Origin of the sequence: Sulfitobacter sp. 1A15258, from assembly GCF_043557045.1 — a bacterium.
GTDB lineage: Bacteria > Pseudomonadota > Alphaproteobacteria > Rhodobacterales > Rhodobacteraceae > Sulfitobacter > Sulfitobacter faviae.
The window spans coordinates 67,391-83,982 of the sequence record NZ_JBIFFK010000004.1 but is presented as its reverse complement, the minus strand read 5'-3'; the positions used below and the strand labels follow the sequence as shown (position 1 = coordinate 83,982).

The window sequence follows — 16,592 nt, the reverse complement described above, 5'->3', positions numbered from 1 at the left end:
TCCAAGCCCTCTGCGCCATTGTCAGTTACTCGACACTAATTCGGTCAAGCTGCCAGATCGACCGGCTGTAGACCAGTTCCGTCTGATAGGCGATGTCGCTGTCATAGGGGTAGACCACCCAAAGCGGCCCCTTGTCCCGGCGCGACATCTCCTCGCCATTGGTATGGTAGGCGATGATCGGCCCGTCTTCGACCGCGTCGGACATGGGGATTTCCACCGCATAGTCATTGATCGCCGTCGCGGTGATCGTGCCTTCTTCGACGTTCAGCGTCTCAAAGAGGTCTTTCAGCGACACGCCTTCGAATGCCTGCGTGCCATCGGTCCAGATCGTCGCTGTCTCAAAGCTTGAGACAGGCATGGATTTGAGATCTGAGAGGGTGAAGCTATGGGTTTCCTCGGCCAGCGTCACTTCAAGCACGGCCTCTTCGTCTTGAGCGGCAACCACCGACGCAAGGCCCAGAGAGAGGGCGGCCGCGGTGATGGTCTTGCTGAGGTACTGAAAGGTCATGTCAAATTTCCTTATCTGGCGTTGTGACCTGACCATACCCTGCCCGAATGACAGGCGCGAAGGCGCAGAAGCGCATCCCCCCTATACCAAAGGATAGGTGCGCCTGTCCCCGCGCGCCCCGCATTGCCATACCAAAGGATAGCGGCGCATGCCTTTGCCCCCCTTTCCCCTTGGGCTTTCATCTTTCTTTTGAAAAGGGCACACTCTACCAATTAGAGAACGCCGGCCATTTTGGCTTCAGGAGATCTATTATGTCTTTGCGTATTTTAATTGCCGATGATCACGACATGGTCCGAGAGACCATCGCCATGTTTCTTGATGCGGATGGGGCCACTGTCACCGAAGCGGCGAGCGATCTGGCCGGAGCGCTGGACAAGATCAAATCAGAGCCGCCCTACGATCTGGTGCTGCTGGATTACACGATGCCCGGCATGAAGGGCTTGCAGGGTCTGCAAACCGTTCTTGATATCAATGAGGGTCGCCCGGTCGGGCTCATCTCCGGCACTGCCACTCGGCTCATTGCCGAACAGGCGCTCGAAATGGGGGCGATCGGCTTTCTGCCCAAGACACTGCCCGCCAAGTCACTGGTCAACGCTGTGCGTTTCATGGCGGCGGGAGAGACCTATGCCCCGGTCACCTTCATGTCGGGCAAGGACAATCCCGAAGAGACGGATTTCGAGAAATCCCTGTCCGAGCGGGAGCGCCAAGTGCTGCGCGGATTGATGAACGCGCAGTCCAACAAAGAGATCGCCCGCGACCTCGATCTGCAGGAAGTGACGATCAAACTGCATGTCAAAACACTTTGCCGAAAACTGGACGCAAAGAATCGTACCGATGCGGCAATCATTGCGCGCGACGCGGGCTTCGTTTGAGGCCCGTTTCACACCCCTGAACCACCCCCGGCATCGGCCCAGCGCGTGCGCTGTAGCGCCCCCCGATTTCCCCCTGAGCGTAAACCATAATCGCCCGCCTCGTGCGGGCGTTTTTGCGTTCGGCCTATAGCGGCCCGCGACGAATCAAAGATTCGGAAGCCCCATTTTTCCCAGCAAAATTAACCATCTGCGGAGCCCGCGCCCGGCCCCATTTCCGCGCCAAATGATAGGCCGCGGCGCGACCTGATAGGGCCACCTATCCTTTCGGCTAAGCGCCTGACCACAGGCTCAGCGAGTTAACCGTTCGCTCAGATGATATCGGTATCCGGTTCCCCGAAGATGAGAACAGGACAACGCAATGAGCGTGTCCGTTCATTGCAATCGCCGGCTCTTCACCGGCCAACAAGGGAACTACTAGATGCGTATCCATATCTCCCAATTGTCCAAGACAATCATCGCGAGCACGGCTTTGTCGCTCGCGGGTTTCGCGGCTGCCGCCGACGCGCTCACGAGCGAATTCTCCTTCCGCGTGGTGGAAACCAATGCCGAGGGCGAAGAAGTCCTCGTAGAGCGTGAGACGGTCCGCCCGGGCGAGGTCATCTCTTATGAGCTGCGTCACCAGAACATGACCGACGGCGCCATGGAAGGGCTCGTCATCGCCGCACCGGTCCCCGAGGGCGTCTCTATCACATTGGGTGCCGAAGTGACCTCTGTCGCCGCGGTCTTTGAAGTCCAGGCCGAGATGGACCCCGAACAGGAAGGGCTGGAATGGTCGACCGTTCCCGCCATCCGCAAGGTCGTCGATGCCGATGGCAACATGACCGAAGAGCCGCTCCCTGAAGAGGCCGTTGCCGCCGTGCGCTGGACCCTCTCCGAACCGCTCGAAGCAGGCGATTCCGCCTTCAACAGCTACCGCGTGCGCCTGAACTAATCCCGGCGCCTCTCTCTCCACTCTCTCTCCAACTACTATAGAACTAGGGAATATTAACGTGAAACACCAAACAACCTTCCTGCGCTCCGTAAGCGCCGTTGCTCTGACCGCCGTGATCGGCACTGTCGCTTTCGCGGCACCCGAAGCGGGCTCTGTCATCGGCAACCAAGCCGTGGCGACCTATACCAACGCCGCGGGCGACACGATCACGGTAACCTCCAACACCGTTGAAACAGTCGTTCAGCAAGTTGCCGGCGTCACCCTGACCTCCGACAACACCGAAACCATCGCCCCCGGCGGTAAGGCGTTCCTGCCGCACATCATCACCAACGATGGTAACGGCCCGGATGCCTTCGCACTGACCGCGGTTGAGACCAACAGCGGCACGCTCGACACCTCGCAGCTGGTTTTCTACCCCGACGCCAACATGGACGGCGTGGCCGATAGCGCCACCCCGCTGACCGAGACACCGACCCTCGCCCCCGGTGAGCAGTTCGGCATCGTGATCGAAGCCTCCGTCGCCTCCACGGCCACCGGTTCCGACACGATCACCGTCACAGCGGCCTCGACCCTCGACGGCACGGTGCTGAGCACCAACACAGACACGCTGACAATCTCCAACGACGCGATTGTCGAGTTGGTCAAATCGATGACCGCGGACCCGGCTTCGGGCGGCAACCCCAATATCATCGACGCAGGCGATACGGTAACGATCACGCTGACCTACTCCAGCACCGGTCTGGCCGCGGCCAACAACTACTCTGTGCAGGACGTGCTTGATGGTCGCCTGACCTATGTGCCCGGCTCGGCCCGTTGGTCTGACTCCGCCACACCGCTGGACGATAACAACGGCTCCACCGTGGTCGACACGACAAACGGCTCTGGCGAGACCATCGCTTGGGACTATGACGACGCGCAGAACGTCAACTTCCTGATCTCCTCTGTCGGTTCTGGCCGCTCGGGTGAGGTGACCTTCCGCGCCGTGATCGCGGATACCGCCAACGCGGGCATCATTACCAACGTGGCGACCCAGGACGTTGACGGCGTGGCCTTCCCGCCATCGAACACCGCCTCTGTCACCGTCGACAACCAATATGCGGTGGCGGTTGCTGATACGGCGATCAACTCCAACGGCACGGCCAACCCGGCGATTGCCTCGGCCACCGACGATGACGCGGCCAACAACGATGTCGTCACGGAATCCGGCGATGTCTATCAGGGCGGCACAATCCGTCAGGAATTCGTGCTGACCAACCTCTCCAACAGCCCGGACAGCCTGACCCTCGACGTGACCAATGGCGACTTCCCGGCTGGCACCACCTTCCGCTTTGTGGGCGCCGACGGTATCACACCGGTGGTCGGCTCTGTCGGTCCCTTGGGTATCGGTGACAGCGCCAAGGTGACCTTGATCGCCACATTGCCAACCGATGTCGCACCGACCGCCACCACCAACTACACCGCCGTCATCACAACGACCTCGGACAACTCCGGCGTCAGCGATGTGTCGACTGCCGAATTCACCGGCGCGGTGCTTGCGGCTTCGGTCGATCTTGAGAACGCCGTCGTCGGTTCCGAAGGCGATGGCGCGGCACCGACGAACGGTGGCAACCCATGGGTCACCCAGTCGACAGACCCGGGCGCACCGGTTGTCTTCGAGATGCTGGTCGAAAACAACGGCCCCACCTCGGACAGCTTCAACCTGTCGCTGGATCAGGCCCTGCCCGCAGGCTGGACGGTTGAGTTCCAGCTGCCCGACGGCTCGATCGTGTCGAACACCGGCACCATCCCCGCAGGCGCATCGCAGGCCATCCGCGCCGTGATCACGCCAGCCGATGGCGCCCTGCCGGGTGACACGCTGGTCGACGTCGCGGTCGTCTCTTCCGTCTCGGGCCAAGGTGACCGGATCGTCAACCAAGTCACGGTCAATGAAATCTATGACGTGAAGATCATCGAAGACCAAAGCGCGCAGGCTTCGCCGGGTGGTATCGTGGACATCCTCCACACCATCTCGAACGAAGGGAACGTGGCCATCACCGAGGCGTCGATCACGCAATCGGGTCTGACCAACTTCTCCGGTGCGATCTTCTGGGATCAGAACGGCAACGGCGTGATCGATCCGTCCGAACCGGTGATCGACAACTTCGATGACCTGACCGACGGTGTCTCGCCGGGTGTCAACGGCCTTGCCCCGGGCGACAGCATCTCGCTGATCTACCGTGTGCAGACGCCTTCGACAGCCACCCAAGGTGTGTCCGAAGTCGGCACCATCACCATCAACAACACGTTGAACGGTGTCGGGACCGATATCGACCAGACCAACAACGCCGTCGAAGACCGCGTGGTCATCATCTCGGGCGATGTCACACTGAGCAAGTATCAGTACATCGACGCGGGCTGCGATGGCACCGTGGGCACCTTCACCAAGACACGTCTTGATGTCGAGCCCGGCCAGTGCATCCGCTACATGGTCGAAGCCGAGAACACAGGTGCCTCTGCGGCGGACAATGTGATCATCACGGACGCGGCCCCGGCCTATACCGCGATCACGGACTGTGGCGGCGCCTGCCCTGAAAGCCTGTTCCCGGGCACCAGCACGGCCACCGTCACCTCGACCAACGTATCGAGCACGCATGGCACGATCCTTCCCGGCGGCTTTGCCCGGGTAGAGTTCACCGTGCGGGTCGACGACTAAGCGACCTCTCGGGCGCCCCCGGGCTGAGCGATGCTCTCCCGGGGGCGCCCCCTCCTCCCCCCGTTTCCGTCTCCCCCATTTTTCACTCCCTTCCCAGGGATCGCAACAGGAGCAAGCTGATGCGCAGTTTCCTTATGTCTAAAGCCCGCTCGGCTCTGGCCCTGATCAGCGCCTCCGCACTGGGCCTGAGCCTTCTGCCCCAGACCGCCACCGCCGCCCCGGCCCCCGGTGGGTCTTTCATCCGCAACGTGGCAGAAGTCAGCTATTTCAACACCTCCCTTGGCATCATGGAACGCGTCTTCTCGAACCCCGTGCGGGCCGAAGTCGCCGCGGTTCCCGGGCTGGAAGTGACCGGCTACTCCGACCTTCTGCTGACCCGCGGTGCCTTTGGCCGTTACCATTTCGACGTCATCAACAGCGGCAACGTGCCGCTTTCCACATCGGTCAGCATCGGCGAGCAAGGCAGCGCCAGAATGATGTCGCGCCAATCGCTCTTCCCTGACCTGAACGGCAACGGCCTGATCGACACCGAAGACCGCGCCTTCGATATGTCCGCGCCCTTCATGCTCGCCGTGGGCGAGCGGTTGCAGCTGATCTATGAATTCCGCATCTCTGCCGAGACCCCCGTAAGCACCCAATTCGCCAGCATGTTGACCGCATCTGCCGTGACCGAGGATGGCCAAAGCCTGACCGACGACGCGATGGGCGTCTCGCGGGTTGAGGAAGGCGGGCTCGAAGTCTCGAAAGAGCAGGTCGTCGCCGAGAGTGACGCGGGCGCGCTCATCACCTACACCCTGCGGCTGCGCAACGATTCCGAGCGTGACGCCTTTGGCTACCCCGAGATCGAAGGCCAGCCGATCGTGATCGACGGCACGCCCCGGACCGGTGTCTTGCTGCGCGATGCGATCCCACTGAACACCGTGTTCCACGCGGTGCAGGATTCGGGCACCATGACCGCGCTGGTTCACATGCGCGGCGCGCCTGACCACCACTACGTCAGCGTCGCCCCGGCCGGGCTTTCCCATGAGGTGGATGCGGTGGCCTTCTTTCATGAGGGCGACTACGCCGTCGGCCATGCGACCGATCCCAGCTTTTCGGTGCGGGTGCCTGCCGACCTGGGCAAGGTAGAGGTGCAGAATACCGCCTCGGCCTTTTACAACAACCAAGAAAGCACCCTGCTCTTGGCCTCCAACACCGTGGTCTATGACCGCGATACAGAGACGGTCGGCACCTTGGTCTTTGAACACCCCGAGACCGGCGTGGACCAGCCCTATGGCACGCCGGGCAGCGACACCCGCCTGCGCCTCACCTCGGGCGCCTGCAACATCAGCACCGAAGTCGACAGCACGGCGGTGACCATCCGCAGCATGCTGACCGGCGATGTGGAAACCATCATCGCGACCGAGACCGGGGCCAACACCGGTGTCTTCCTCACCCCCGCACTGCCGATGGCGCAGATGTCGCCCGCCGTGGCCGGGGATCAGGTCATGGCCACCGACTTTGGCGATAGCTTCATCGCGACAGCCTCTTGCGACAGCGCGGTGCTTGAGGACGATCTGATGATCAACCCCGGCAACTTTCTGTTCAACTCCGTCACCAACGCCCCGATTGACGGCGTGGCCGTGGCGCTTGTCGATGCCCGTTCGGGCAACGAAATGGCCCGCACCCAGACCGACCAGCGCGGCTTTTTCACCTTCACCGAAATGCCCGCAGGCGACTACCGCTATGCCGTGATGGACGCGCCCGCATGGATCTTCCCTTCCGCGCGTCTGGACTATGCCGGTATGGGCCGCAATGTGATGGATGCCGGTTGGGGCCGCGCGTTCAGACACGCAGGCGGCGCTTTGTTCGTCTCCGACATCCCGGTTGATCCGAATTATGGCACGCCGCTGGCGCTGGACAAAGCCGCCGACCTCGACCGCGTGGGTCACGGTGAATTCGTCACCTATACACTGAGCTTCACCAACAACATGCACCAAGCGCTGATCGGTGGCGAAATCCTTGACCGGCCTGCCTATGGCGTGAACCTCGTGCCCGGCACGGTAACCCTGAATGGTGAGCTGCTGGGCGATCCGCAGGAGATCGGCAACGGCGACCTGCGCTTTGATGTGGGCATGCTTGAACCGCTGTCGAGCCATGAGCTGTCCTATGTGATGCAATTCTCTGCCGCCGCCCGCGAAGGCCGCAACGAGAACACCGCCATCCTATCGGGCCGCCAAGCGGGCACCGGGACGCTGCAACAATCGCAGACCGCGCGCGCCATGGTCCGGCTCGACAATTCGGGGGGTGTCTTTGCACGCCAAGGCACCGTGCTGGGCGCCGTGTTCATGGATTGCAACGGCAACGGTCTGCGCGACCGCGTTGAGGATGAACCCGGCATTCCCGGTGTGCGCATCGTGACCCAGGAAGGGCACTTTGTGGTGACCGATATCAATGGCGCCTATTCGCTCAACGGCATGCGCCCGGTGACACATGCCTTCCTCGTGCAGCCCGAAACTCTGCCCGCCGGAACCGCGGTGCAGGTGACCCGCACCAACGATCTGCGCCGGGGTGGCTCGCGCATCGTGCCGCTGAAGAAGGGCGAGTTGCGGACCGAGAACTTCGCCGTGGCCCAATGCACCCCCGAAGCGCTTGAGGAAGTCGGCAAACGCCGCGACCATTTCGCCGGCAAACGTCAGACCCCCGGCATGAATTCAGCCGATCTGCCGATCGACAGCCAGCGCAGCAGCACCCGCTCCGTGCGCGGTGAGGCTGGTATCGCCACCACCACCCAGCTGACCCCCGGCATGATCGCGGCACAAAGCGAAGAGGCCGGGCGTGAACCCTCCTCTGTCGCGCAAGCGGCGCGTGCCTCGGCCCAGCGTCAATCGCTCGACAGCATGATCCAGAACCTCGATAGCGCGCCGGGCTTTGTCGACTTTGCCGAAGACACGTCTGTCACCCGCGCCACACAGAACATCCGGATCAAGGGCAAGGCCGATCTCACGCTGTCGCTTCTGGTGAACGGGCGCGAGCTGGGCGGCGACCGGGTGGGCGAACGCACCAATCTGGCGAAGAACAACGTGCAGGCGCTGGAATATGTGGCCGTGAAACTGGCCTCGGGCGAGAATGTGCTGACGCTGGTGGGCCGTGATGGTTTCGGCATCGAACGCGTCCGCAAAGAGCTGCGCCTGACTGCCCCCGGCAAACCTGCCCGGATCGAGATCCTGATGCCGGAAACCGCTTCGGCCAATCCCGCCTCGGTGGTGCCGGTCGTGGTGCGCGTGCTTGACGCCGGGGGCCGCCCGGTGCCCGCATCGGGCACCGTGACCCTCGCCGCCCGCCGGTCGCTTTGGGATGTGACCGACATCCGCAGCAGCGCGCCCGGCGTGCAGGCCTATCTCGACAATGGCGAGGCGACCTTCAACCTGATCCCGCCGCAGGCCTCCGGCCCCGATCTGATCACCGTGCGCTCCTCCTTTGGCGAGGCCGAGGCGCGGGTGACCTTCACCCCCGACCTGAACGAACGTGTGCTGATCGGTGTGATCGAAGGCGCGGTTTCGCTGAGCGGGGATGCAGGTAACGTCATCGAAGAAGACCGCATCAGCGCTTTCGAAGACACGACAACCGGGATCCGGGGTGAGCTGTACCTCAAAGGGGTGATCCGTGGCGACGCCCTGCTGACCCTGCGCTACAGCTCGGACCGGGACACCGAAGACAGCCTGTTCCGCGACATCCGGGGAGAGGAATACTACCCCGTCTACGGCGACAATTCCGAACGCGGGGCCGATGCGCAATCTTCGTCCAACCTCTTCGTGAAGGTAGAGAAAGGCCGCTCCTATGTGCTCTACGGCGATATCGCCATCGCGCCCGAGGCCAGCGCGCTGAAACTGGGCGGCCTGCAACGTGTCGCCACCGGCGCCAAGGGCCATTGGGAGAACGACCGCGTCTCGGTCACCGTCTTCGCCGCCCGGACGGCGCAGGAGCAGCAGATTCAGGAAATCCGCGGGCGCGGTGTCTCTGGCCCCTATGACCTTGACCTGAGCGGCTATGTGCAAGGGTCCGAGCGGGTGGAGATCCTCGTGCGGGACGAGGACGGCGGCGATATCCTGTCGGCCACGCCCCTGCTGCGCGGCACCGACTACCTGCTCGACTTCTTCCGCAACACCATCACCTTCGACAGCCCCGTGCGCCAGTTCGACCTTGACGGCAACCCCGTGTCGATCCGCGTGACCTATGAGGTCGAAGCCGAAGGTGCCGAGGCCTACTGGCTCTACGGTGGTGAGGTGAACTATGCCCTGTCCGAGCGGACCTCTGTCGGCGCGCGTGCGGTCCATGCCGACGCCCCCTTGGGCAACGCGGCCCGCCAGCGGATGCACTCTGCCTATCTCCAGCACGAAGACCGCCAAGGCGGGCTGTGGGAGGCCGAGGTGGCCCGGTCGGAGAACGCCATGGGCGACAAGGACAACGCTGCGCGCCTGTCCTATGAGCTGAAGACCGAAACCCGCCACTTCGCTTTCGAGGCGATCCACACGGGCCGCGACTTCTACGCTCAAGGCGGGTTGGCCCGCCCCGGCACCACGCAGGTCCGCCTGAGCTATGGCGAAGAGATCGACCGGCGCAGCGACATCGCGTTTGGCGCGGAATACACCCGCGACCGGATCAACGACAGCACGCGGCTGACCGTGGACGCGATCTATTCCCGGCATCTGAGCAAGACCCTGCGCGGCGAGATCGGCCTTGAGTACAGCCGGGACCGCACCGCCAGCGGCAGCGAGACCGACACCGCCCTGATCCTCGGCGCACATTGGACCCCAGCGGCCCGCCCCGGCACCGTGATCGAGGCCAAGCTGCGCGCCCCGCTCAGCGGTGACGCCCCCACCGAACTGACCCTCGGCCTTTACGACGAGCCCAAGAACGGCTGGCGCGTCTATAACGAGATCGAGCTTCAGTTCGGCAGCGACGCTCTGGTCACCCGCGCGGCCTATGGCTTCACCTATACGATGAACGAATGGGTCACCGGCCGGACCGAGATGACCAAGGCCAGCGGCACCAGCGACACCACCATGGTTCAGGGCCTGTCGGTCGATTGGGACATCAACGAAAGCACCAATCTGCGCGCCGACCTTGAGCATTCGCGCAACCTTGAGACCAATGACGGAGAGCTCACCTCCTTCGCCATCGGTACAAGCTGGGAATCGGCGGATGGTGACTGGGTCGGTGATGCCGAGCTGGAAACCACTTGGGAAGAGAGCGGCAAGACCCATTACGCCAGCTTTGGCATCGCGGGCAATGTCACCCCTGAGCTGACCGTTCTGGCCCGCAGCCGTGCCGCGCTCGACCGCCGCGATGGCGAAGACTCCCGCCGCATGCGCACCCGCATCGGCGCGGCCTATCGCCCCAAGGATAACGCGCGCCTCGATGTGCTGGCATGGTACGAGCACCGGCTGGAAGAAAAACACACCAGCACGGAAACGCATCTGTGGTCGGTTGACGCGAATTACGAGATCGACACCGACCTGCGCATCAACGGCAAATATGCTGGCCAGTACCAAAAGATCGGCACCAATGCCGGCGCGCGGGCCAATACCACCACGCAGTTGATCCAAGGCGGCCTGAACTACGAATTCGGCGACGACCGTTTCCAACTCGGCCTCAACGCCACGCATCTGTGGGACAGCGAGGGCAATTCTTCCAACGGGATCGGCGCCGAGTTTGGCTTCACCCCGCGCGAAGGTGTCCTGCTGGCACTCGGCTACAACAAGGCCCGTGGCCGGGTGGCCGGGCAAAGCAGCCTCTATGACGAAGGGTTCTATTTCCGGTTCAACCTGCTGTTGGACAACTCACTCTGGACCCAGTTCGACCAATTCCTCGGGAGCTGACCGGGAGACTCAGCCTCGAGGGAGAGCCACGTTCCAAGCGCATCTGGAACGTGGCTCATTTCTCTTTCAGAGCGCGGCGTCGCTCCATAGTCGACCCGGCCTATTCCAAGCGCCGGGCCGACTATCCTTTCGAGACACTAACTAGCTGTCCGCATTAATGAAATATCGATTTTAGAGGCGCATGATCAGGGACAATGCAAACCTCCAGCCCGATGGGAAACTCCGATGAAAAAGCTCGCTGCCAGCACTGCCTTTTGCCTGATCGCCGCCACCCTCTCCGGCGCGGCAAATGCAAATGATTTCGCCCGTTTCGACAGCCGCAAAATCGCCGTGACCGGCCTGAACTTCGCCCTGTCGCCCTCCGCCTCGGATGCGCGGATCCACCTCAACCGGGCCATGATCCAGACGCCTGTCAAACATGCACAGGCCCGCCGCAAACTGACCCTGCCCCCGCGCGGCGGCCCATCGGCGGCGGTGCGCCATGTCATCGCCTCTGCCGAGGCGGGCGCGAAAGGCTATGACGCGGTGCAGCATGGGGCGCGGATCAAGCCGCCCAAGCGCCCCACAAGCATGACCATCGGCGAAATCTATCGCTGGATCAAGGCCACCCCCGGCCAGCCCCATGCCATCGGGCGCTACCAGTTCATCCCCAACACTTTGAAAACGCTCGTCGCCGAAGCGGGGCTGAGCAAGAGCGACCGGTTTACCCCGCAGGTCCAAGACCTGCTGGCCGATCTATTGCTCGAAGATGCGGGATTCACCCCCTTTATGAAGGGCAAGATCAGCCGCCATCGTTTCATGGAAAACCTCGCCCGCATCTGGGCCGGGCTGCCCACTTCGACGGGCCGGTCCTATTATCACGGCCATGCGGGCAACCGGGCTGTCATCACTTGGAACGAATTCGACAGCCATATGAAAAGCATCTTTGAAAACACGGCACGCGGCACCTCCTGACCGCGCGCCCCACTCTCTTCTCCCTCTCTCCGTCTCCCTCCAGGCCAAAGCGCGCGTATTTTCGCCGCTTTGGCCACCTTTTTAGCCGCGGCGCTGCATCTCGCGCGGCATTTCCGAGAAGATTTCAGGCCCATCGGCGCGCAAGATCACGATCTCTTCCAGACGCACGCCGAATTTGCCTTCCAAATAGATGCCCGGCTCGATTGAGAAGACATTGCCTTCGGCCAGAACCGCATCGGAATTCGCGGCGATATAGGGCGGCTCATGGATGTCGATGCCAAGGCCATGGCCGGTGCGGTGCAGGAAGTGTTCGCCATAGCCCGCCTGCGTGATCACATCGCGTGCGGCGCGGTCAATCTCGCGTGCCGCGACGCCGGGGCGGGCAGCATCAAGCGCGGCCTGCACCGCGCGTTCGACCGTGGCGAAAACCTCCTCATACTCGGCATCCGGCGTGCCGAAAAAGCCGCTGCGGGTCATGTCGGAGGGGTAGCCGTTCAACCGGCAGCCGGTGTCGATCAGCACGGCCATGCCTTGGGCCAATGCCGTATCGCCGGGGTAGTGATGCGGGAAAGCGCCGGATTCGCCGAAACCGACCGAGCAGAATTCAAGGCCCGCGCCATTGGCTTTGTAATGGTCCTGAATCAGCGCCACGACCTCACGCTCGGTAATGCCTTCTTTCAGCGCGGCGAAAGCGGCCCGAACGGCGCTGTCGTTCAACAGATGCGCGGCTTTGATCGCGGCATATTCTTCGCTGTCCTTGCTGGCGCGCAACAGACCGACGGTGTCATCGGTAAAGCGGCGTCGCGGATGATCGAGCGCATCCAGAAGCCGCAGGGCGAAATCGGTGCGCATGGTCTCATCCAGCACCACCGAGAGCCCGGGGGCCGTAGCGCCGCAGGCGTCAAGCAGTTCGGTCAAGGCGGCCTCCGGCCCCTGATCGTCGCTCCATGCATGAAACGGCAGATCGGTGTCTTTGCGCGCAGCGGCGGCGTTCAGGGCGGGCATCAGAAACCCTGCGTAATCGGCGCTGACCAAGAGCATCACCGGGCGTTCGTCGCCATGCGGGTGCACGCCAGATAGCCACGCCATATGGCTCGACGGGCCGAGGGCAACAAGATCGGTGCCCGTCTCGGCCATGCGCGCACGCAGGTTGGCAAGGCGGGTATCGAAGGGGGAGGAAGCGGACATGGGCAAAGACCTTGGTATTCAAAAGGGGTATTGGGATGCGCGGGCCGAAAGACGGGCCACCGGCCCGCGCAGAGATCAAGAAAGGGGGATCAGTCCTTTTCCACCAAGCGGTAGAAGACGAAATCCGATGTCGCGCCGTTCACATAGCCGGTCACGGCCTCGTCCATCGCCACCTGATAGGCCGCTTGGAACATGATCACGATGGGCGAGTCCTTTTGCACATTCTTCTGAAGGTCGCGGTACATCTCGAGCCGCTTTTCCGGGTCGGCTTCGGACAGCGCCGCCATGGTCTGCTTGTTCAGCTCTTCCGGCACGGCCCACGCGTTGCGCCATGTGGTGGTCGCGGCATAGGAGACGTCCGAGTTGTCCGAGTTATAGGCAAAGGCCTTGGCGTTGGAATGCGGGTCCATGAAGTCGGGGCCCCAGTACAGCAACATCGCCTCGTGGCTGCGCTCACGGTACTTGGTGATGACCTGACTGCCGGTGCCCGGCAGGATCTCGAAGTTGATCCCCGCGTCGGCAAAGCTCGCCTGAAGCGACTGCGCCATATCGGTGAACGGCGCCGCGTTGATCACGTCGAGCGAGACGGTGATCGGCGTCTCGATCCCGGCATCGGCGAGGATTTGCTCCGCTTTTTCAGGATCGTAGGTGAAAGGCGTCTCGTCGAACGAGCCGGGGAAACCTTTCGGCCAGAAGGCCTGATGCACGTCCATCTGACCTTTGATGATCGAATTGGTCATGCCTTCGTAATCCACCAGATAGCGGGCGGCTTCCCAAACGGCGGGCGGGGTCAGGCTGTCCGTCTTTTGGTTGAACGACAGGAAATGCACCGCCGCCTGCGGGTAGGTTTCGACCTTGATCTCCGCGTTGTCGATCGAGGCGATCTGGTCCGGCGTCAGGTTGCGCGCAAGGTCGATATCGCCCTTCTCAAGCAGCAACTGCTGGGTGGCGGATTCGGCCACATGGCGGATGATCACGCTGTCGATCTCGGGGGCGCCGTTGAAATAGCCTTCATTCGCGCTCATCCGAACCATCTGCGCGGGCGCATAGCGGTCCAGCTTGAAGGGGCCGGAACCGGCGGAGTTTTCGTTCAGCCAAGCATTGCCCATGTCGCCGTCGACTTCATGCTCTTTCACCAGCACGCTGTCGACGATGGAGGCGGGACGCGCGGCGAGCACGTTCAGCACAAAGGCCGGGGAGAAATCGCCGTCGTATTTCACGGTGACGGTATTGCCCTCGGCGGTGACCATCTGGTCGATGTTTTCAGCCGTCCATCCCAGTTGGGTCAGGATGAAGGCCGGGGTAAGGTTCAGTTTGATCACGCGTGCGAAAGAGAACAGCACGTCATCCACGGTCACCGGGTTGCCGGAGGCGAATGTCGCGCCGTCACGCAGGGTGAAGGTGATCGTCTTGGCCTCGGCATCGGCTTCCCAGTCAGAGGCCAGCCCGGGTGCGAGCACCGTGGTGTCCTCGGCGTCATATTGCACCAGACGGTCGTAAAGGTTGGTGACCAGCTCGCCGGAGGTGAACTCATAGGCCTGCGCAGGGTCGAGCGCCACGATGTCGTCGATGTTCTGCGCAACCACCAGCACGCCTTCGGGCGTATCGGCCAAGGCCAGCGGCGCCGCCAAGGGCAGCGCCAGCGCGCTTGCCAATAGGGTTGATCTAAGTGTTTTCATGATTGTCTCCTTGTTGGATCGTTGAAGTTGGAATGTCATTTGCCCAGCGCGCCTAGGCTTTCTTGATCAGTTCAGGCAGCTCGATGGCCCCTGCCCGGTTCAGCACCGTCAAGATGCCGGTCCAGAGGATGCGCGCAGTCGTGTCGGTTCGGTTTGCCCAAGCATGGGGAAGCTGGCCGCTGTAATGCAGACAGTCGCCCGCGCTCATGCGGAATTTCTGCCCGTCGAGGGTCTGCTCGATCTCTCCCTCAAGGACAAAGACCATCTCTTCGCCCTCATGGCTCACCGTCTCGGATTCGTAGCCGGGCGGGACGTGAAGCAGATAGCTCGACAGTTCTGCGCCCGGGAAAGTGGCGGCAAGGCTTTCATAGGTGAGTGATGAATTGGCCAGCGCGAACTGCGTGCGCTCATTGCCACGGGTCAGCCCGTCCGAGGGTTTGGGCGCGGCGATGAAATATTCCAAAGCCACATCCAACCCATCGGCGATCTGCGCCAGCGTGCCGAGCGACGGCGTGGCATTGCCCCGCTCCACCTGACTGAGATAGCCCATCGACACGCCGGATTTGTCGCAGAGCATTTGCAGCGTCATCTGCATTTGCTTGCGCCTTTTGCGGATCGCGGCACCGAGGTTCGGCTCGGGCTTGGCTTTGTCGCGCGGCATCTTGGTCATCTCCCCTGTTCTGCGCCGACGTTACAAAAAATTATTTTGTCTGGCAAAAAAATTTTTGCAAATGGCGAAATTTGTTTTATGCATAAAGCATCCAGAACGGTGCCACCGCACCCTGAGGCCGCATGTCGGCGCAGGAAATGGCTTGCTTATCAATGGCATCGGCGAAGGAAGGGAGGGCGTGGCCCGTGAATACGAATATGACAAAAGCCCGCAGGCTGGCGCAGGGGGTCTCCTCTCTCGGCGGTTTTGCGGTGGTGACCCTGCTCACCTTCATCGGGCTGATGGCGATCACATTTTTCATCGGGCGGGTCATTCCGATTGATCCGGTGCTGGCCGTGGTCGGCGACCGTGCGACCCAAGAACAATATGACGCCGCCCGCGTGGCGATGGGGCTGGACCGGCCCCTGATCATGCAATTCTTCTCCTATGTCGGCGATGTGTTCCAAGGCGACCTCGGGCATTCCGTCTCGACCAACCGGCCCGTGGCGCAGGACCTCGCCAAGGTCTTTCCCGCCACGTTGGAGATGGCGACACTGGGCATTCTGATTGGCATCGGCCTTGGCGTGCCCTGCGGTGTCTGGGCCGCCGCGCGGCAAGGCACTTGGGTGGATCAGATCATCCGCGTCTTCGCGCTGCTGGGCTACTCGGTGCCCGCCTTCTGGCTGGGGCTTGTCGGACTTGTCATCTTCTACGCCAATCTGGGCTGGGTCGCAGGGCCGGGCCGTGTCGATATCTTTTACGAAGGCATGGTTGCGCCGCGCAGCGGGCTGATGCTGGTAGATTCGGCCCTTGCGGGTGAGTGGGACATCTTCTGGAACGCGCTGGATCACCTGATCCTGCCTGCCGCGATCCTCGGGTTTTTCTCGCTCGCCTATATCGCGCGGATGACACGCAGCTTCATGTTGGACCAACTGGGCCAAGAGTTCATCACCACCGCGCGGGTCAAGGGCGTGGCCGAATGGCGGGTGCTTTGGGTGCATGGGTTCCGCCCGATCCGCGTGCCGCTGATCACCGTGATCGGCCTGTCTTACGCCGCCCTGCTGGAAGGGTCGGTGATGATCGAGACGGTCTTTAGCTGGCCGGGCATCGGCAATTACCTGACCGTGGCGCTGCTCAACGCCGATATGAACGCCGTGCTGGGGGCGACGCTGGTGATCGGCGCGGTCTTCATCCTGATCAACAAACTCTCGGATGTGCTCTACCGCATCCTTGACCCGCGCAGCCGCTAGGAGGCCGT

At 62.4% G+C, this 16,592-nt stretch carries 10 protein-coding genes; 6 read left to right on the top strand and 4 right to left on the bottom strand.

Annotation, left to right across the window (positions count from 1 at the left end; genetic code table 11):
* Positions 1–25: 25 nt before the first annotated feature.
* Positions 26–508, bottom strand: coding sequence for a molybdopterin-dependent oxidoreductase (locus ACGYK9_RS09995; RefSeq protein WP_394410668.1), 483 nt, complete (start codon positions 506–508; stop codon positions 26–28).
* A 251-nt stretch (positions 509–759) separates the two neighbouring features.
* On the opposite strand from ACGYK9_RS09995, the gene ACGYK9_RS09990 reads away from it, so the two are divergent.
* The 5 genes from ACGYK9_RS09990 (at position 760) to ACGYK9_RS09970 (ending at position 11,818) form a co-directional block, all read left to right on the top strand.
* The gene (locus tag ACGYK9_RS09990; RefSeq protein WP_067267389.1) at positions 760–1,380 is read left to right on the top strand and encodes a response regulator transcription factor; all 621 of its coding nucleotides are present in this window, start codon (positions 760–762) and stop codon (positions 1,378–1,380) included.
* 418 nt (positions 1,381–1,798) lie between these two features.
* Entirely contained in the window at positions 1,799–2,311 is a 513-nt protein-coding gene (locus ACGYK9_RS09985) for a hypothetical protein (protein WP_394410671.1), read from the top strand.
* Between the two features lie 58 nt (positions 2,312–2,369).
* A complete protein-coding gene (locus ACGYK9_RS09980; protein WP_394410674.1) occupies positions 2,370–5,003 on the top strand; it encodes a beta strand repeat-containing protein in 2,634 nt (877 codons plus the stop codon).
* 119 nt (positions 5,004–5,122) lie between these two features.
* A complete protein-coding gene (locus ACGYK9_RS09975; RefSeq protein WP_394410677.1) occupies positions 5,123–10,864 on the top strand; it encodes a hypothetical protein in 5,742 nt (1,913 codons plus the stop codon).
* A gap of 225 nt (positions 10,865–11,089) precedes the next feature.
* Positions 11,090–11,818 (top strand): hypothetical protein, encoded by a 729-nt coding sequence (locus ACGYK9_RS09970; protein ID WP_394410680.1) that lies wholly within the window; start codon positions 11,090–11,092, stop codon positions 11,816–11,818.
* Between the two features lie 81 nt (positions 11,819–11,899).
* Here ACGYK9_RS09970 and ACGYK9_RS09965 read toward each other — a convergent pair whose 3' ends face one another.
* From ACGYK9_RS09965 to ACGYK9_RS09955, 3 genes are all read right to left on the bottom strand, one after another.
* Positions 11,900–13,006, bottom strand: a complete 1,107-nt coding sequence (locus ACGYK9_RS09965; RefSeq protein WP_394410683.1) for a M24 family metallopeptidase — start codon at positions 13,004–13,006, stop codon at positions 11,900–11,902.
* 89 nt (positions 13,007–13,095) lie between these two features.
* Positions 13,096–14,685: an ABC transporter substrate-binding protein gene (locus tag ACGYK9_RS09960; protein WP_394410686.1), complete on the bottom strand. Its 1,590-nt coding sequence runs from the start codon at positions 14,683–14,685 to the stop codon at positions 13,096–13,098.
* A 52-nt stretch (positions 14,686–14,737) separates the two neighbouring features.
* Positions 14,738–15,346, bottom strand: coding sequence for a helix-turn-helix domain-containing protein (locus ACGYK9_RS09955; RefSeq protein ID WP_394410813.1), 609 nt, complete (start codon positions 15,344–15,346; stop codon positions 14,738–14,740).
* A gap of 206 nt (positions 15,347–15,552) precedes the next feature.
* Here ACGYK9_RS09955 and ACGYK9_RS09950 point away from each other — a divergent pair, with 206 nt between their 5' ends.
* A complete protein-coding gene (locus ACGYK9_RS09950) occupies positions 15,553–16,584 on the top strand; it encodes an ABC transporter permease (RefSeq protein ID WP_394410689.1) in 1,032 nt (343 codons plus the stop codon).
* Positions 16,585–16,592: the final 8 nt, after the last annotated feature.